4 protein-coding genes are annotated in these 20,601 nt (G+C 68.8%); all 4 read right to left on the reverse strand.

Translation table 11 applies throughout. The features are described from left to right. Positions 1–5: 5 nt before the first annotated feature. On the reverse strand, positions 6–791 hold the full coding sequence (locus tag ACFU4Z_RS01720) for an ESX secretion-associated protein EspG (protein WP_379058821.1): 786 nt from the start codon (positions 789–791) through the stop codon (positions 6–8). Next, entirely contained in the window at positions 788–2,671 is a 1,884-nt protein-coding gene (locus ACFU4Z_RS01725; RefSeq protein WP_379058824.1) for a hypothetical protein, read from the reverse strand. Before ACFU4Z_RS01725 ends, ACFU4Z_RS01720 begins: the two co-directional genes overlap by 4 nt. Before the next feature lie 277 nt (positions 2,672–2,948). After that, positions 2,949–3,413, reverse strand: a complete 465-nt coding sequence (locus ACFU4Z_RS01730) for a hypothetical protein (RefSeq protein WP_379058827.1) — start codon at positions 3,411–3,413, stop codon at positions 2,949–2,951. Next, entirely contained in the window at positions 3,414–20,588 is a 17,175-nt protein-coding gene (locus ACFU4Z_RS01735) for a glycerophosphodiester phosphodiesterase family protein (RefSeq protein ID WP_379058830.1), read from the reverse strand. Between the last annotated feature and the right edge of the window lie 13 nt (positions 20,589–20,601).

Consider the following 20,601-nt stretch of genomic DNA (forward strand, 5'->3'; position numbering starts at 1 on the left):
ACCTCTCAGATCCGTTCATCCTTGATCGCGCGCACAATCGCGGCAATCCTGGTGTTGATCATCAAGATCATTCTTTTGCGATCGGCGGCCACCGCAAGCGGTGGATTCTGATCATCGATCGCATATCGGCCGTCTTCTTCTAGATCACGCCATCCGATTCGATAGCGGGTGATACCGCGCGGACCGAAAAGCGAACGGCCCTGGACGATATCGATGACGCCGACACTCGGCGTCGGCGTGTCCAGAAACCGTTGGGCACGCTCGGCGAACGAAACGGCGAACGAATCGTGCACCGCCGACGCACCGTAGGAATAGTCCATATCGTCACTGCCCGGTGGTGCGGGCAGCGTGATGTCGGACAGCCGACCGGGGTCGGTCTCCGGCATCGCGTCCACCACCGCGTCCGCCAGCGCGACGGCATCGCATTCGGTGACCGTGAAACCGCGGGAGTCCCAATACGTCACACCGGGCTGCGCGGCGACGAGGTATCCACGATCACCACGCCGGACCGCGAGCATGCGCAGCAACGCGGCAGGCTTGCGCGGCTCGCGCCCGTCCCAGCCGCTGACCGCTACCCACACATCCGGGCGCACGATCGCGGCCAGCGGCTCGTCGAAGGACCTGCCGAGCCGGTGCCGCACGGCACCCGAGGCCTCGGCCTTCTGCCGTTCGAATTCGTCGTGCCGCGGCACCGTCGTCGTGAAGTAGAACGGCCACGGCAGAGCCTCGCCCTCCTCGGCGAACCAGAGGGCGTAGAACTCGAGGTCGGTGAACTTCCAGGTGCGGATCATTTCTCCACAACAGGTTTGGCGACAACGGGTGCCGCACCGAGCGCTTCGTCGAGGTGCTCGATGGAGTCGAGGTAGTCGGCGCGCTTGTGTTCCTTCTGGCCGCCCTGGTTAGCGCCCTGGCCCGCGGGCCCCATGCCGCCGGGCGCACCGGGCGCACCCGCGCCCGTGGCCAATCCGGCACGACCGGCCGCCGCGGCCGCGGCTTCGGTGAGCGCGGCCCTCGGAAACAGCTTGGCGCTCTGTGCCGCGGCGTTGGTCAGACCCGCGCCCGCGCCGGCACCGCCGCCACCAGCGCCGCCGCCGCCCTTGCCCGCACCGCCGCCACCGGCCTTGAGCGCATCCTTGCCCAGTGCCGACAACGCGGACGGCAGGCCGGACAGTCCCGAAAGGCCCGCTGTCTGCATATCTTTCGCCATGGCCTGCTGCGCCGCCGCCATACCCTGTTCCACGGCTTTCTGGGCAGCGTCCATGCCTTGCTGCATGCCCTGATGCACCTGCTGAACAGCCTGATCGGCGGCTTGCTTGGCGGCTTGCTGCTGCGCCTGCTGCTGCGCGATGCGCTGCTGCTCGGCGTAGCGCTGCTCTGCGGCCTTCTGTTGCTTCTCGTATTCGGCGTTGCGTGCCTTCGCGTCCTTCTCCGCCTGCTGCTGCGCCTTGTCGAATGCCTTCTGCTGATCGGCGAGAGCCTGCTGGGACTTCTTGAAGGCGGCTTGCTGGGCGGTGGTGGAGCCGGTTGCGTTGCCGCCCGTTCCACCGCCGTCGCCGCCGGGACGTTCGGTGGTGCGCGGGTCGGGCTTCGGCATCTGAATCCCGGTGGGCGGGGGAAGCACCGGGAGCACAGAACTGGCGTCGACGCCGGGCTTGTACCAATTCCGGAAGGTGTCCTGGGCGCGGCGGACCGCCGCGTTCTCCTCGTCGATCGTGGGGATCGCGTACTCACCGTTCGCGCCCGGCTGCGGCATTCCGGCCTTCATCACGGCCGTCCACACGGAGCCGTCCAACAAGAGCTGACCGATCTTGCGCATACTGACGGTGAGCTGGTGGCCGGTGCCGACGAGCCTATCGACAGCACCCTTGGCGGTGTCGGCGCCATCGCCCTTCCACTCGGTCTTGGTGAGTCCGTCGATACTGCTGCCCAGGGTGGAGAACGCCATCTCCAGCCGGGACGCCATTCGCCACCAGTCCCCGCCCATCATCACGAGGCCGTTGGACTTCTCGTTGAGCGCATACCACATCGCCACCGAGTTATCCCAGGTCATGATCTCGGGCGGTTCCATATTGGTGTTGATCGTTTGGGTGGCGGGCCCGTTCGCTGCGATCGCAGGGGGCCCGCCGTACTTGTCGCCCCCACCCCACTTCGGCATTTCGGGATCGGCGTCGATCCACTTCCACCCGTTGCCGGGGTCGTACTTGCGCATCATCATCTCGCCTGCGACGGCTGCGGCGTGCAGCGCGGTCCCTTTGCCCTTCAGGTTCTTCAGCTCTTCGAACGCTGCCTGCGAGGCATCCTCGGTGTTCTTCACCATGTGCCCGGCGATGATGAATGCTTCGGCCAGATCTTCCAGCGACTTCTTATAGGCAGGCAGGGTCTTGTCGATCAGCTCGACGCCGACGTCCTGAAAGGCGCGCGAAAGAATCTTGCCCGAACCGAGACTGCCGAAGTGGTCGACATGCTCCATGTCGGTGTACTGCGACTTCAGTTGCGCCGATGCGGAATCCCCATAAGGCCCCTTGAAGTCACCTGCCGCGACATCGAACACGGCAAGAGCGTCCGCCACGAACTGGGCCGCCTTGGGCGCCGTGTCCGGCTTGATCGTGAACACACCGTTCTTCGCCTGGTTCTTCAGGCCCGACCACGGGTTGTCGGCGTTACCGGCCATCGATCGACCTCCTGCCTAGCTCGACGTCGCCGCGCGCTGCCGCACCCGCCGATTTCCGCACGTCCCGACATCGATCGGCCGCGAGCTGTGCTGCGCGAATCTGCTCGGCTCCGGAACCCCGATCATCCCACGAACGAGTTGAACGGCCGGTGACCGAATCGTGATATCGCCGGGAGTGGCGCGCGTAGCGAATATGCCCGGCGCGCTGCGGCCCTGGTGTGCGCGGCCGCGCTCGATGTGCGCAACAATCGGGCATATTCGCTCCTTTCCTATCTGGTTACGTCGTTCCGATCGGATCGGCGTCCTGCGACCAGACCTGCAAGCCCTGGCCGCGTCGTTCCTCCCGAGTGCGGAAGTCATTGATGGTGCCGAGGAAGTCCTTCGAACTGACGGGATCGTCGCGATCGTCGGCCGCGGTCGCGACCGTGAACTCGGTGAGCCGCAAACGCTGTGTGCCGCGTTCGACCGACAGGTGGGCTAGGTAGTTTCGGCGCGACTTCCAATACCGCACCCGCGCCTGCTCGTCGAGTGCGATCGCGGTGGCGCCGGACTGCACGACGAAGCCGGTGCGATCGGCGTTGACGTAGAACGCGACCGGCTTGCCGAAGCATTTCCCGAGCAGGCCCGCAGTCGGTTTCGCCGACTCCGGCCGCAGGGACTCCACGATGCGGCCGGTGCCGGTCGCGTACAACACCCACTCGAATCGGTCGCTGCGGGTCAGCCAGATCTGGTCGCGGGTCATCTACCGCACCCCCAGCAATCGGTTGACGCGCCTGCTTGTTCGTCCCGCACCCTTGATGATGTCCACCGGTGTCTTGCCCCTCACGTCGTGTAGGAACTCGTAGGTCGGCCCGACCGGATCGTTGTAGTGCCCCATGTTGCGCCGCTCGGCCCAGATATTGAAGATCCTCGGCAGCTTCGCACGGGTGGCCAGCTTCATCGCGTTGCGCTGGTCGATGGCCCAGCGCGCCACCGTCTCCGGATCCTCGCCCGCCTCGACCCTGGCCAGACCGTCCACAGTGATCGCCCGTGTCGCATCGACGTAGGCCTGCCTTGCCGCGCCGATACCTCCCAGAGTACGGATCCGGCGCCACCAGCCGCCGCCACAGGCCGCGAGCCCGAGCGGATCCACCCAGGTGTGCGGATTGTGCACGTACGCTGTCGCGCTGACCGGATTCGGTTCCAGGCCCAGCGGATCCGGCGCGGTGAAGGTGGCCGTCGCGGGGTGGTAGTAGCGGTGGCGGTTGTAATGCAGGCCGGTTTCGGCATCGTGGAATTGCCCTGCGAAACGCAGGTCGGTGACCGCGCTGCCGTTCCAGTGCGTGCGGCCCCAGAGCGTGCTGGTCGACCATCCCGCGACCGCGCCCGTGTCCGGGTCGAGCAATTCGGTCGGGGCGCCTGCGAGATCGGTGACGATGGCGTAGAACTCGGCGTCGAGGTCGTCCGCGTCGCTGTGCCGGTGCTGGGTCAGCGGCTCGCCGGTGTCGGGGCGATAGGTCAGGCACCAGCTCGTGCCTGCGGCAGCACGCGGCGAATCGTGCTGGTACACCAGGTCGTCGCCGTCCCAGCCGAACACCACCGAGGCGAGGACCGCTCCGGTGCGGTCGGTGTGGGTCTTGGCGACGCGGCGGCCGAACGGGTCGTAGGCGTAGCGCCAGGTGGAGCCGTCCGGTGCCGACACGGTCCGGATGTGTCCCGCCGGAGTGTGGGTGAACTCGAATATCTCGGGGAGTCGGGATATCCGGGAGCGATAACTGCGCACGAGACGGCCCGCGGCGTCGTACCGGAAGCGGCGCGGGCCCGCCGTGCGAACCAGGGTGCCGGTCGAGGTGACACCACCGGCGGCCGCCGGGTCGTCGAGTCCGATGGGTGCGGTGTCCCGCGCCATGGTCAGCACGCCTGCCGGGTCATAGCAATAGCGCTCGGCGTCCGTCGGCGTGGCATCCACGCCGGACGGGGCGGTCACCGCTGTCACCCGCCCGACCGGGTTCACCTCGAAGCGGCGCGGTCCGCGCAGCACGTCGTCGACGCCGATCGCGTAGCCGTCCGCGCGATAGGACCAATCTTGCCCTGCCACCAGGCCGTTCGGGTTCGAGGCGTGCTGCGCGACAATCCGATCTCGCTCGTCGTAGCGGCGAGTCAGGCGGGCGGCGCCGATACCTCGTATCGTCTCGTTGCCCGCGGGGTCGTAGCCGAATCCCATGACCCGCGCGGGTCCGGAGCCGTCCACGGTGGCGGCGCTGACCAGCAGGCCGGTGGCGTCGTAGCCGAACGTGGTGCGCCAGGCCCGGCCGGCCACCGGCGTTTCGACCGTCCGCGCGATGCGCTTGCCCGCCGCGTCGTATGCCGTGCCGACCACCACATCGTTGATCTGCTCGGCGACCACACGGCCGGTAGCGTCGCGTGAAATCCGCACCACCGCATCACTGTTCGCCGCCTCGACCAGATCGCCGTGCCGGTCGTAGCGGTAGACCGCGAGACCGTCCTCGGTGCGTTCCTCCGCGAGCCTGCCCGCCGTGTCGAAAACGTAGGCGGTCGTCTGCCCGACGGCGTTGGTCGCGGCGCGCACCCGCCCGGCTCGGTCGCGCTGATATGTCGTCCGCGCGCCGTTGTAGTCGGTCTCGGCGATCATCCGGCCGGCGGCGTCGTATTCGTAGCGCCACACCAGCCCGGCCGGATTGGTCACCGAGATGATCCGCAACTGGGTGTCGTAGCCGATGCGCAGACGGGCGCCGTCCGCCGTCGTCACCCGCAGCGGGGAATCCAGCACGGTGTAGGCGGTTGTGCTGGTGTGCCCGGCTTCGTCGGTGCGGGAAACCTGGTTGCCCTCGCGGTCGTAGGTCCAGGACAGCGCGGTGCCGTCCGGATTGCGCTGTTCGAGCGGCTTGCCGTCCACGGTCCAGGTGTGGGTGGTGCGGCGGCCGAGCGGGTCGGTGACGGTCGTTATGCGGGCGAACGCGTCGCGCTCGTACTGCCAGACCTTGTCGCCCGGTGCGCTCACCCGGATCGGGAGACCGGCGGCGTCGCAGTCGATTTCGGTGATCAGTCCGGTCGGGTCGATGATCCGGCGCAGCACCGCCCCCGTCGGGCGGTATTCATAGTCGTAGCGGGTCAGCGCACCATCGGGGCCGAGAGTCGCGATCGTGTTGCCTGCCGCGTCGGACCGGTGCGCCCAGGTACGACCGCCGGGGCCGGTTTCGCCGATCGGCTCGCCCCATACGCCACGACGCACGGTGGTGGTCGCGCCGTCGGGGCCGGTCACGGCGGTGATCAGGCCGTAGCGGTCCCGCTGGTAGGTGACGGTGGCGCCGCTGGGGTCGACCTGACGGACCAGGTGATGGGCGGCGTCGCGCTCGAAGAGGCTGACGCCGCCCGCTCCATCGATGATCTGCCAGACGTCGCCGTGTGCGTCCGAACGGAACACCGACAGCCGGACCCTGCCGAAGGTGGGATCATCGGGCACCGCGAGCGGATTCAGCGCGGCCGGGCCCGCCGTTCGGAGCGCCGTCGCCACCGGCATGGCCTGCAGCGCCTCCAGCTCCGCCTGGACACGAGCGTCCGGAACCGAGCGGGCACTCGTCGAAACATCCAGCGACCGCGCGGTTTCGATCAATGCCGCCCACCCGCCGCCGGTGGCCGCGTCGGTGCCGTAGACGTAGGAGTTGGCGTAGACGCCGCCGGTGCCTATCTGCGCGACACAGCGACCGGCGCTGTCGTAGCGGTGGTGGTAGGAGACGCCGTTGCGGTCGGTCCAGGAGGCCAGCCGACGCGCGTTGTCGTAGGTGTACCCGGAGGCATGTCCGGCATGATCGACGACCTCGAGCAGATCGCCGTCGTCCGAGTATCGGTACCGCGCGAGCGGAATCGACGTGCTGCCGGATTCGATCGACAGCGCGGTCACGCGGGCGGCGTGCTGATCGGCGACCAGCCGAATCCGGGCGCCGCCGGAATGCCGCACTGTGTGCACGATTCCGCGTTCGTCGGCCTCGAAGAGCACGCTGTGCCCGGTGCGATGACGGTATGCCGAGATCGGCGCGATCGTCGGGCCCCTGTCGTGCGCACCGATCGCGAGACCGAACTCTCGGCTGACACCGTTGGACGGGTCGACGACGCGATACCCGTTGTCGCCCAGCGACAGCGGCCAGCGGGGGCCGGATGCGGGCAGGACCTCCACGCCGCCGGGCATCGCGAACGGATAGCAGAGCACCGCGCCGTCGGCACACACCAGCACGATGCCGTGGTCGTCGATTTCGAGCCGCTCGTCCAGCGCCGACAACCAGCCGGGTCCGAAGTGACGGCCGAGTCTGCGGGACGAAATGTGGGTGCGCCGGAGCTCGAACGGGAAGGCGCCCGCGATGCGCGCGTCGACACGGTCGAGCAGCACGTCACCCGAGGCCATATCTACCGGTTCGCCATCGGTGCACCGGTCCTCGGCTGAGGTCGAGGCCGAATCACCCACTGTCTCAGCGGTTTCCCGGCCGGTCATGGTCTCGACACCCAGACCGGATCCGGCCGCTGCCTGCTCCGGTGCGACTTCGCCCACCGGGGGCGTGTCCGCCGCGCCGTAGGCGACGGTGGCGCTCGGGCTCGGCGGTTCGCCCGCGTACGGCCATGCCGCGCCGGTGATCATGCCGTCGGCCTGTATCTCGGCCAGTCGCCGCAGCGCACCCTCCACCGCCGGTGGCCGGTGGCCGAGTTCGCGCAACATCGCCGCGACGTCTGCCGGGACGACTGCGCGCACCTGCGTCAGCAGTTCGGGCGGGACCGGCTTGTTGAGCGCCTCGACGACAAAGGTGAACCGGGTGCCGAGGAACGGCAGGTCGACACGCGCTTGCGGGTCGTCGGACAGGATCAGGTCTTCATCGGCCACCACGAAGGAGGTCGGCTGCTGCGGGAACGAGAAGTCGTTGTCGGCCGTGATGGCCAGATCCTCGACGGTGCCGTCGGTGGCCTGACGGTCGCATTCACCGGCGATGTAGTCCCGGATCGCGGCCTTGAATTGCTCGATACGCGAATACTTGTGGGGAGCGAGCGCTTCGCCGAGTCCGGAAACGAAGAACTGCAGCGACCCGGGCCCACGACTCCCGGTCCACGGAACGGTCGGCGGAACCTGATGAAATTCGAGCATCCGGTCGAGTCGATAGGTGCCGACCTCGCTCGCCACCGGCCCGGCTTCGGGCAACTCCATGCCGGGAATCGGCTCCCGCTCCCCCGGCCGGTACACCGCTCGCGCACCGTCGGCGAAATGCACGATAAGGATCTCGTTGAGATGGAAGTGCCCGGTGTCGAGCACCTCCTCCCGCACGACCGGACCGTGCCCGAGCAACTCCTGTTCCGGTGCGCTCATGGTCCACCCCGCCGCATCCGCCTGCGGGGACACCAGCGCCTCCGGCACCTCGGATATCAGCTCCGGCGACAGATTTCGGTCCGCATCCGCGCCCAGGTCCGTGGTGGTCTGTGCGGTACCCAGGACCGGCTCCCGCTCTGGCGACGCCGCCACCGGAATCTGCGGTGACCTGACAACCGACGCTGGCTCCGGAGCCGCTGCCTGCGTCGTTCCCACCACCGATTCCGGTTCCAGAGCGGCATCCGCGGGGGCCTGCCCAGCACCCACCAACCCTGACTCAGCAGCCGCCCGCACCGTGGTCTGGGACGCCCCGACCTCTCGCCCGGCCTCCGGAGCCGCCCGCACCGGGGTCTGCGCGGGCGTTCCCCAGGTCTGCCAGGCTTCCGACCACAGGTCGTCGACTTCCCACTCGGTGGCCCAGTGCTCGATATAGGCGAGGTCGAGGTCGTGGCCTGCCTCCAGGATCGATCGCACGTCGGCGCGATCCTTCGGACGCCACCAGATCAACTTGAAGACCAGCGCATCCTCGACCGAAATACGCCCGTTCACCGCGCGATTCAGCGCCTCGTGCTGGAACGGCGTTTCGGCCACGATCAAATCGACGGGAAAACCCTTGCCGCGCACGAACACCAGATACGGGTCCGCGCCGGGACGTTCGGACTTCGGCTCGATCTCATAGCCCTCCTCCCGCAGGCGAAGAGGCGCATCGTTGAGGGAACGCACGAGGAAGTCCACATCACGCGAAGGCCGCGGAGTGGACCGATAGTCGTTGAGCACGAGCCCGCCGACCAGCATCGGCTCGACACCGAGCGCTCGCAGCTTCGCGGCGAACGCTTCGGCATACTCGGCCAGCGCCCGCAGCGGATCGGGCGCGGCGACTTCGACGGTCGCGGGCGCCACCACGCCATCGTGAGCGGTTTGTCCTGGCGGCGCGGGGCCGCCGGGGCCGGGTGCGGCGACCGCGCGTTCCCGGGGTTCGGGCGTCGGATCGTCGGTGTGGCCATTGGTTCGACCGATATTCGATTCCGGGCGAACATCGGGAGCGTAGGTAGCGTTGGGATGCGACGGGTTTCCGGCGGCGTCGTAGTGGATGCCCCAGGTGCCCTTGATCTCACCCGCCGCAACACCCTCCGGATACGGGCGCGGCGCACCGTTGCGCTCATCGTGCACGACGACGTCGCCGTTCTCGATGGTCAGGACGTAGGCATGGGCCCCGACACCGTACCGATCGACAGGACCGTGATACTCGTCGACGACGAGCACCGTCGCGCCTTCACCCCGATCACGCAACTGGTCGACGATCTCGGCGTGTGAGCGAGCGCGGCGCAATCGGCCGCCCGCGTGGGACTCCAGCACTCCGGCCGACCAGCCCGACGGTCCGGCCCGGCCCTGCGGCACCCGCGCCGCGGTGCTTGCGGTCAGCATGATGACGGTCCGGACAGCAGCGGGCGCACAGTCGTTCACCACGGCATCCGGGACAGCGAGACCACGCTCGGTCAGGACCGCGCGCAGCCGATCCGGGAAGTCGGTGACGATCCCCGCGACGCCGAGATCGAGCTGGCGGCGCATCTGCGCCGGTTCATTGACCGTGTAGGGCACCACCGGGAGCCCGTGCGCCTGTCGCATGAGTTCCGGGGTGACCATGGTGCGTTCCGGTGACAGCATCGTCGCGCCCGCGGCCACAGCGGCCGCGGCGATATCGCCGCCCAGGGTGTGCGCGGCGCCCAACCGCTGCGCGGCGAGCCCGCGCAACCGCGACCACGACGACACATCGGGACGCTGTCCGGTCCAGGATTCGGTGGCGGTGCGCGGACTGACCAGCGCCACCCGCGCTGCCCGCGGTGCCAGGTCCGCGGCGTGGGTCAGCACGCGCCAGTCGAAACCGAGGATGCGGTAAGGCACCTGGTGCTCGTCGAGCACCCGCACGCTCGCCGCGACCAGGGCGCGCACATCCTCGTCGCGCCAGGACGGATCGGTCTTGATCTCCACCGACAGCGTCACACCGTGCCCGGCCACCAGTCGGGCCACCTCCGCCAACGACGGAATGTGACTGCCGGGGACCGCGGACTGGGTCTCGGCGTACTTTTCGTGCACGACGCCGGTGTCGAGGGTGCGAATCTGTTCGTAGGTCAGCTCCCGAATCGCCCGTCCCACATACGGATACTGCGGATCGCCCGGCGTGATCGGCGCGGTGTCGTGCACGGTGGCCGCGTCGATGTGCTGCTCGTGATGGATGACCGGAATACCGTCTTTGGTCGCGCCGACATCCAATTCGATCGCGTCGACACCGAGTTCCATGGCCTTGCGGAAGCCAGGGAGGGTGTTCTCCGACCACAATCCGCGGCCACCGCGATGCCCCTGCACCTCCGGGCGGGGCGCGGCCGTGCCGTCCGCGATATCGCTCGGCGCGGGCGCGGATGCGCTCTGCTGTCCTTTTCTCCTGGTGGCGTCATCGATCCGCCCGGGCCATTCCGCGCCGGTGATCATGCCGTTGGTCTGGATCTCCCGCAGCCTGCGGACCGCGCCGTCGATCGCCTCCGGCTCCATGACCGGTGTGCCCAGCCGCGCGGCGAGTTCCTCACCCCGCCTGCGCAACTGCGCGGCGAGCTGCTCGGCGGGCAGTGCGGTGGCCCGTTCCAGGGCGAGTGGATGCAGTGGTTGGTTCAGCGCGTCGAAGACGAAGCTGGATCTGATGCCGACCCTGCCGCTCGCGTCGATCGGGAAGGTGTGCTCGTTGTCGATCGCGCCCATGCGCTCGGGGCCGAGTGCACCGGCAGCGGCTTCCCCCCGCTCTGTCGTGGCCGCACGCTGCCCAGCGGTGACCTCGTCCCGCGGCGTCGTGACCACGCCGCGCCCCGTGGTCGCCTCGCCGCGCTCCGCGGTGACCGCCGACTGCTCGGTGGTGACATAGCCGCCGTGATTGCGGTCTCTGCTACCGCCGACGTAGTCCTCGATCGCCATCATGCTGCGCGCGAGCCAGGAGTACTCCTCGATCGGCCGTTGCGGATCGAACGGTACGACCCGCTGCAGCGATCCGGGACCACGGAAGCCATCCCATGCGACGGTATCGGGGACGATGTCGAACTCGAGCATGCGGTCCAGGTCACCGAAGCCGACTTCCCGGACGATGAAACCCGACGCGGGGACCGGGATCTGCCCCGCGGTCTGCCCGGCGACCGGCTTGTACACCCACACACTGCCGTCGGCGAACTCGACGGAGTACACCTCATTGTCCGGTGAGCCCGGCCCGCCACGCAGCAGCTGCCTGCGAACCGGCGGCCCCGTCGGCGCGACGGAATCCGGCTCGGGCACTGCTGTCCCCGCCATCGACGCAGCAGTGCCCGAGGCGGACTCGACCAAATCCGCACGTGCGGCATCCGATCCCGCCGAGTCCGGATTCGACTCGAGCGCAGGATGTTCCGGTATAGCCACAGTGCCCGGCGCGACGGCCTCATGGACCGTTTCGGCCGGATCGAGCACCGGGGTGCTTGCGTTCGGCACTGGTGCTGCCGTTCCCCAGGACTGCCAAACCTGGGCCCACCGGTCGCCGACTTCCCACTCGGCGGCCCAGCGCTCGATATAGGCGAGATCGAGGTCGTGCCCCGCCCGCAGTATCGACTCGACGTCGGCGCGGTCTTTCGAACGCCACCAGATCAGTTTGAAGACGAGCGCGTCCTCAACGGTGATGCGGCCGTTCACCGCACGATTCAGTGCCTCGTGCTGAAACGGCGTTTCGGCGACGATCAAGTCGACAGGGAACCCCTTGCCGCGCACATACACCAGATACGGTTGCGCGCCGCGCCGCTCCAGTTTCGGCTCGATCTCATAGCCCTCCTCGCGCAGGCGAAGATGCACGTCATCGAGGGAGCGGACGAGGAAGTCCACGTCGCCGGTCGGGCGTGGGGTGGCTCGGTAGTCATTGAGCACCAGCCCGCCGACGAGCATCGGCTCGACACCGAGCGCACGAAGTTTGGCAGCGAATTCGACCGCGTAGTCAGCCAGATCTTGTAACGAATCACCGCTGGGCGCGGCTGGTTCCACGGCGGCATCGTCGCGGCGCTGCGGCTCGGTCGGATCTTCGGGTGTCTGGCCGATGCCTACGCCGCGGTGGATGACGGGGTCGGGTCCATAGACGTCGGTGGGGCGCACCGGATCTCCGGCCGCCGTGTAGAAGATGCCGGAGCTGCTCAGCACTTCCGGTGCCGACAAGCCCCACTGATGTCGTTGCGGCCCGGCCGTATTGCGGTCGTAGACGCGAACGGTGTCGCGGTCGTTGATCATCACGTAGGCGTGCGCGCCGACGCCGTGGTCATCGACAGGACCGCGATACCGGTCGACCACGAGCACGGCCGCGCCGTGACCCATCCCGAGCAGCCGCTCGGCGATATCGTCGCGGGTGCCGACTGCCTCTAGGCGACCGCCCGCATGGTCTTCCAGCGCATCGGGCAGCATGCCGCCGGGGCCGATGTCGAGCACCGGCAGGTCGAGCACATCGGTGCGTCCGGATATCGCACGGAGCCAGGCCCGAATCAGCTCCAACGCCCATGGTGCGCACAGGTTGTCGTGCAGGAGCGGTCGGCCCGGCTCGGTGAGCGCCGGCTCGACCCCGAACTCGGCCAAGCTCGCCTCGATCGCGCGCAATGCCTCGTCCAACGCCGCGCCGGCACGCTGGGTCGCGGCGTCCAGCCCTTCGGCCGCGGCCCGTCCTGCCGCGCTCGTCGCCTCGATCGGCCAGGTCACGGCCGACGGCTCCATCGGCGATGGCCGCGGACCGGCTCTCGGCCGCGACCCGGCCGCGCCGGGAACAGCGAGTCCACGATCGGTCAGCACCGCACGCAGGCGGTCCGGGAAGTCGGTGACGATCCCGGCCACCCCGAGCTCGATGAGGCGGCCCATCTCGACGGGGCTGTTGACCGTCCACGGCACCACCGGCAGACCGACCGCCCCGGCCTGGCACATGAGCGCCTCGGTCACCATGGTGCGTTCCGGCGACAGCATCGTCGCGCCCGCCTGGAAGGCCGCCTTCGCGAGATCGCCGCCCAGCGAACGGGCGCGCCCCGCGGCCTGCGCGGCCAGCGATCCCAGCCGGCTCAGCCGTGGCACGCCGGGGTCGCGGCCGAGCCAGGCGTTGGTCACCGTGCGCGGCGCGACCAGCGCGACCCGGTCCACCGACGGCGCCAGTTCCTGTGCCGCGGTCAGCACCCGCCAGTCGAAGCCGAGCAGCCGATACCGGACACCGTGCCTGCTCATCGTCTCGACGGTCGCGCGGACCAGCGCCCGCACCTCTGCGGTGCGCCACTTCGGATCGGTCTTGACCTCGATGCACAGCGTGCCGTTCCAGCCGGAATCCAGCATCAGCCGCGCCACCTCGTCGAGTGTGGGCACCCGGCTGCCGGGTTCGGCCTGCTGGGTCGACGCGAACGCGGTGTTGACCACGCCCGTGTCGAGGGTGCGCACCTGTTCGAGGGTGAGTTCGCGAATCGGCTTGCCCACGTAGGGGAACCGCGGGTCGCCGGGCGTCGCGGGTGCGGTGTCGCGCACTGTTTTCGAGTCGATGCGCTGCTCGTGGTGAATGACCGGGGTGCCGTCGGCGGTCAGACCGACATCGAGCTCTATGGCATCGACACCCATGGCCATCGCCTGCCGGAACCCTGGCAGCGTGTTCTCCGCCCACAGCCCGCGACCGCCACGATGGCCCTGCACCTCCGGCCCCGATGGCAAACCCTGTGTCGCGGCCGAGGGCAGCGGCGGCAACCGGTAGTCGAACGCGCCCGCGACCGGAGCGGGCCTGCTCGCCTCTGGATCGTTCGGACGACCGGCGACCCGGCGCTGCAGCCAGGTCGGCTTGTCCACGCCGGGACGGTGCGCTACCTGCGGCACGGCGTCGCCGCGCCCGAGCGCGATCAGCGCGAAGTTGCCGAGCGACTCGGTCGGCATCCGCAGCGCCTCGTCGAGGAACTGCCAGTACTGCCGGTGTGTCCGTAGACCGTCGGAAAACCGGGGCAGGTCGGGGAATTCGGCGGCTATGCGGATCGCGCCGAACCGCCAAGTGGACGGGTCCATGCCCTGTCCGCGCCCCGCGAACCGCCCGAGCTGACCCGGCGTGTTGGCACCGAGCCAGGTCACCGGGTCCGCCGATCCGGCCGCGTCGTACACGGTGGCGACCCGGAATTCGTCGGCATGCCGCAGCGGACCCATACCGGGCGATCCGAGCAGGATCACATCGATGAAGTCCCCGATGTCCGCGAACCGGTCGCCTGCTGCCGCGTACGCCGTTGTGGTGGAGCCGAAGCTGTGCGCGAAGAGCCGATGGAAAGGCACCGGAGCGCCACCGGCCGACTGCGCCTGCAGGACTCGGGTCGTATGGAAACCCCAGAGGTCGCGTACCAGCAGTCGGCCGCCCTCCACCGCGGGCTTGGGTGACACGGTCTCGGTCATCATCGATCCGCCGCTCGGCGCGTCGTAGCCGAGCCATGCGATCGACAGCAGCTTCGCCTCCGGCGCCAGTCGCGCGGCGACCTCGTAGAGATTCCACGAGTTGGTCAGCCTGCCGCTGAGCCGTTGCAAGGTGGTGGTGATGCCCGGGATCTGCCAGAGGTCGATGCCGGCGGTGTCGGCATCGCCGAAGGCGACCACCGCCCGGCCTTCGCCACCGAATTCGGTGGCGTCGAACGACATCACCTGCACCGGTGGCGCGGGCACGAACGGTGTCATCGACCGCGCCTTGCGCTCGGCCCGTAGCAGCGCGCGATGGGTGTAGACCAGGTTTTCCAGCTGCAACCGCGCACGCGCGCTCAGTTGTTTCAGCCACGCGCCGAGGTCGGCGCCTTCGGTGTACCCGGCGCGGAAATCAGCCAGGTCACGGGCGATGCCGAGCCGATTGGCCCGGTCTCGCTCGGTGAAAGGAATACCGTCGGCGTTGCCGAGCTGGTTCGGAAACACCCGCCGCACCGCGGCCTGCTGCCGCGGGCCGAGCGAATGCCACCAGCGGTGGTTGATCTGCGTGCGCTCCAGCGTCTTGGCGACGACTTCGTCGTCGGCGTACTCGGGATGCAGCAGCTCCTGTACGTCAACGACCGGGCCGGACGGATCGAAGGCACTGCGCGCCAACGCGATTTCCCAGGCATCGGGTGGTGTCGCGGCCGCGAGAACCTGCTCCAGCTCCCGTCGATAGTCCAGATCCTGCTGTGTGACGCCGGGACGGACCTCGTCGCGATTGTCCGGGCGGAACGATGAGGGTGACCCGTTCTCGATCGCCGCGAAGCTGGCCTCGATGTCGCGCACCGATACCACCTTCGGCGCCCAGAAGGACTGCCGGTCCGGCAGCACCCTGGCACGCTCCGGATCGACCGGCCGTGAGGCGATCCGTTGCCACAGTGTCGGTTCGCCCACCGCGGGCCGGTGCTCGGCGCGCACCGCATCGGCACCGCGACCCACGGTGATCAGGCCGATATTGAGCAGCGCCTCGGTCGGCTCCCTGGTCTCCGGGTCGGCGAACGAGTTGTAGCCCTGATGAACTCGCATGCCGCTGCGGAAGTCCGGCGTGCGCGGCGGCTCGGCGGTGACGCGGACCGCGCCCCAACGGGCATTCGACGGGTCGGCGCCGAGCCCGCGGTTGAAGAACCGTCCGCGCCTACCCGGCTCGTCGGCGCCGAGCTTGGCGATCGGATCACGATGCGCGGTCAGCACATAGACGTTGTGCGCGCCGATCCCGAACTGGCGGGCGTGCAGCAGTGGCCCCGCACCGGGTGACCCCGACAGGATCACTTGGTCGATTTCGCCTCTGACATCAGGTTTTCCGGAGGGACGCCCGAGTCGGCCTCCGACACCCGCGTAGCTGAGAGTGGTCGAGCCGTAGCTGTGCCCATGCGCGGTGAGCAGCTCCGGATACGGTGCGAACCCGGGCAGGCCGGCCTGGAACTTCCTGGTCGCGTTGTAGGCCGCGACATCCCGGGCCACCACATACCCGCCGACCTCGGCGAAGATCGGATTCGCCGCTTCGGGCGGCGCGGTCGGATGGTGGTAGCCGATATCGATGATGGTCGCGGTTTCGATGCCGGGGTCGAGCCGCGTGGCCAGCTCGTACTGCCCACGCGCGAAGGCAGACCGATACAGCAGCGACTGCAGTGTGGTCCCGTATCCACCGATTTGCCTGGTCACCACGGGGGCTGTGTCGGCGTTGCCGATCGACACGGAGACTCGGCCGTTGCCGCCGTATGCCGACTCGTCGAACGCGACAAGCTGCACCTCCGGCGAGCCGATCATCTCGTTCGCACCGCGTTCGATGGCGGCAAGATGGTTGCGGGTGCTGATCAGGTTGCGCAGCTCGATGCGTTCGGCATCGGTCAGCACGGTGCGGAACCAGCTCATGATCCCGAGCTGGGCCGGCTTACGAGCCAGGAAGCGTTCCAGGCCACGGGTGATCGCCAACCGGTTGGCCACATCCCGCTCGCCATAGGAGACGCCGTCGGTGTTGCCGACCAGCTTCGGATGCACCCGCACCATCGCGGAATTCTCCTCGGCGGACAGCGAATGCCACCAGCGCGCGTTCGCGGTCGTACGGGCGCGCGAGTCGGCGACCGGATCCGCACGCGATACCGGGCGCTGCAGGACCGGGAACTCCGCGGCCTGCCCGAACTCCGCCTGCAGCTTGGCTTCCGCGCTCGTGACGTGTGCGCGCTCGGCGCCGGTGATCGGTGGCCAGTCCACCGGCAGGGCGGGGCCGAGGTGCCGTGGGTGCGCACGGGGATTTCTCGGCGCGGCCGGTCTTGTTGTTCCGTCGCCGGTTTCGGCAGGTGAGCGGGAAACTGCATGTCCGGCGCCATGTTCCGCCGCGATCTTGCCGAAAGCCGCCAATGACGGCGACGGAATCCTGGTGTCCGGGTCCGCGGAGAGGTAGCGCCCGAGCAGTGAGGATCGCGAGCCGGGTGCGGGATCGACGGTGATCCGCCGGATGCCCGTGCCGGTGCGCGGCTGCCGCGATGCGCCGCCGCGGCCGAGGCCCATACTCGGCCAGGACGCGCCCGGCGGGCTCGGCGCGGGGCCGACAACGGCCACGCTGCCCGGCCCGAGTCCGTAGGTCACCGCGTCCGGCACCCGGAACGAGCCGCGCGGGTCCGACATCGTCAGCGTGCTGATCTCACCGGCCAGCCGGGCATTCTCGGCGGCGGCGCTCGCCGTGGCCGCGCCGGGACCGTAGCCGAAGACGTGGTTGGACGGCAGCTGCGGATCGGGCAGATGCTGCCTGGCGATATTGAATCCGGCGATCTGCTCGCGCAGCAGCCCGGCCGCCGCCTGTGGTCCGATCGCAGCGGTGCCGGGCACGTCGTAGCGGTAGGTCAGGATCGAGGCCACCCGTGCGTCCGGATTCTGCCGCGAGGTCGTCTCGTAGTGGTTGCGCGGATAGACCACATCTTCGGGCAACGACCCGGTGCCCGAATTTCCGTCCAGCACATGCCAGGACACCGAGGTCGCCTTGTCGACATCGCCGAATGCGATCGCTACTTCGCCGTTGCCGTAGGACAGCAGCAGCACCGGCGGATGGTGCACGTCCGGATGCATCACCTGGGCAAGCTGATCGGCGCGGTGCAGCGCGGCGCGCGTATCGATGATGGCGCGCAACAGTTTCGGCTCACCACTGCCGAATTCCGGATTGACCAGCTGGCCGCTGCCGAGCCGCTCCGGGCGACGCGCACGGAAGGAATCGATGTCGCGTTCCAACGCCAGCCGGTTGGCGGCGTTCTTCGCTTCGCCGGGGAGGCCCTTGGCATTGCCCACTTCGGCGGGGTGAACCTCGATCATCGCTTCCTGCCGCGCCTGACCGAGCGAATGCCACCATGCGGCGTTCTTGGCCGCCAGCGCCTGTGCCTGTGTGACCGCCTCGCCCGTACGGTCCACCGGCACCAGGTCTTTGGCTGATCCGCCCAGTTGGCGTACCGCGTCCTCGGCGTAGGCCTGTGTCTCCACACCCGGTGGGCGGGGCGGTTCGGCTTCCGGACGCGCACCCGCTCTGGTGTAGGCGAAATCGACGCCCGCCATCCCCGCCGGCTTGCCCTCGAGCGGGATCACGGGGCGACCATCGGGGCCGTAGACAATGCCGTACACCCCGGCCACATTCGAATGGTCTTGCCCCCACTGGAATTCGTATTCGTAGGCTCGGTGTCCGTCGAATTCGCGCACCATCACCACATCCGGACGGCCCTCCGGCCGGAACAGCGTGAGCTGGTGCGCGCCGACCTTCATCGGCCCGTGCACACCCTTGAATTCCACCAATCCGAGCACCGATCCACCGGTATCCCGGACCAGCGTCGCTGCCTCGTCCAATGATCGGAACCCGCCGGGATGCCAATCCGCGCGAGCCGCGGTGGCGATCTGATCGGAACTGAAACCGACGGCCTTGATGCCGGCGCCGTCACCGCGCAGCGGCAGGATCCCGTCGAGCCCGAGTACTTCTCTGCCGTACCACAACCCGTATACCGCACAGCTTTTCGGCGCTTCTCCGGTGCGCGGCGTCAGCGGCCCGCCGGTGCCGGGCGGACGGGTTTCCAGCGGCGCTTTCGCGAACTCCTCCGCCAGCGAACCGGTCGAAGGGAACTGCTGGCGTTCGAGCGCGCCGGGACGTTGCGCGGCCTCGCCCACCGCGGGACCCTGCGTCGTCGACGTGTCGGGTCCGGCCCGCTGGTTGCTCTCGGCGGAGGTTCGCTCCGCGCCGGTAGTGTTCGGGCGCTGATCCAGCTCTGCGCCACGGGATTGCGGATCGGCGCTGCGTTGTTCGGGTGCGACATCGGCGCCACGCCCCGCCGGGGCCACATCGGTGCCGCGCCGCTCCGGGGCGACATCCGCGCCACGCTGCTGCTCGGGGGCCACATTCGCCCCGGTGCGCCCTTCGGCTTCGGCGCCGGAACGCCCCGGGGCCGGTTGCTCCTGTTGTCCGGTAGCGAGATTCGCAGTGCGATCGGCACCCTCGGCACTGTTCGCACCGGCCCGCGGTGCGCTCTTCTCGCCCGGCTGCGGGGCCGTGCCATCGCGCGCGGGTCCACCCCGGTCCGGTGCGGACGGCCGAGCGCCGCGTTCTGCGGGCGGTGCGGACTTGCCGCCACCCTCCGTGGGTGCAACGCCCGCACCGCGATCGGCAGGAGCCACCCCGGCACCGCGATCCGTGCCAGTCCTGGCACCCGAATCCGCCGATCTGGCACCGCTTTCCGTTGCGGTGGGCGCGGCTCCGGCGTCGGTGACGCCGCCGCCCTTCGCCGCGTCCCATTCGGCACGCAACTTATTGAGCTCGTACAGGTCGACAGGTTTGCCGGCTTCCGCGGTGTTGACCGCTCGCTCATACGCGTTGTTGACCTCGCGGTCGAACTCCCCGCCGGAGGAGGTCTTCGGCTTGGTTCCCTCGCCCGCCGTGTCGGGATGAACCTCGCGCATCATGTCGCGATAGATCTGCTTGGCCTCCTTGGCCGTGCCGTACTCGGGCACATGCGATGACCCGTCACCACCACCGCGCGGCCGTGGTCCGCCGTCGGGCAGACCCTCCCCGATACCTCCCAGCGTCGGCCCGCGACCTTCCTTCAGCCCGACTTTCGCGCCATGCATCCCACCCAGCGCCGCACCCACCACCAGCAGCTGCGGATTGAACGTCTTGTCGATCTTGTTCCAGTCGAAATAGCCGTGTGCCAGCTGGTTTCCGACCTGGTATCCGATGCCGCCCGCGTACATGCCGAGGCCGCCGGCCGCACCGCCGGTCATCCCGCTGAGCAACCCACGCAAGCCCGGCGACAGCGCAGTGCGACCGAGCAGGCGGGACATGCCGACACCCACCGGTGCGCCGAGGAATCCGCCTGCGCCCCACTCGACGCCCATCTTCAGGGTCTGGCCGAGGTCATAGCCCTTGTCGCGATGGCCCTCCAGGATCTGGCCGGTCTGGATCGCGAAGTCGAATCCGGCGCCCGCCAGGCCCATCTTCACCCCGGCCTTCGTCCCGATCTTCAGGCCGGTCTTCAATCCCTCCTTCAAACCGGCCAGGGTGATCTGTTTGAAGTAGGGCTTGAGCAGGTTCTTCAGACCGACCTTGCCTGCCTCCAGCGCGAGACGCTCGGCGCCCTCACCCGCGGCGATGGCCAGCGCCTCACGACCGGCGCCCAAGGCGAGCGGCACTCCGGCCTCACCCCACGGCCATGCCGCGATCAGTGCGATGACCGTATAGGCGGTGATTCCGGCGAAGCCGGCCTCGAGGCATTTGGTGTATTCGAGTTCGGTGCCACCGTTTCTGGTGTACGCGCCGAGCTCCTCCATGGCCTTCGCCGTCTCCTTGATGGAGACGGGTCCGTCGAACAGTTTGCCGAATTCGGTGGCGGCCTCGACAGCACCGTCACCGGTGTAGACCTTCTGGGTGCGATCGGTGACAGCCTTGAGTTCCGGTTCGAGCTTCCGCAATTCCTCGGCCGCCAGCTTCCAGGCGTCGCCCAAGTCGAACAGGTCGTCCTCGTCGCCCTCCGGATAGGCCTGACCGAAATTCAGCGCACTGAGAATCCATGACGGAATCCACTCCCACAAGGAGGTGATCGCAGACATCTCAGATCACCGC

The organism is Nocardia sp. NPDC057440 (assembly GCF_042802915.1).
Classification (GTDB): domain Bacteria; phylum Actinomycetota; class Actinomycetes; order Mycobacteriales; family Mycobacteriaceae; genus Nocardia.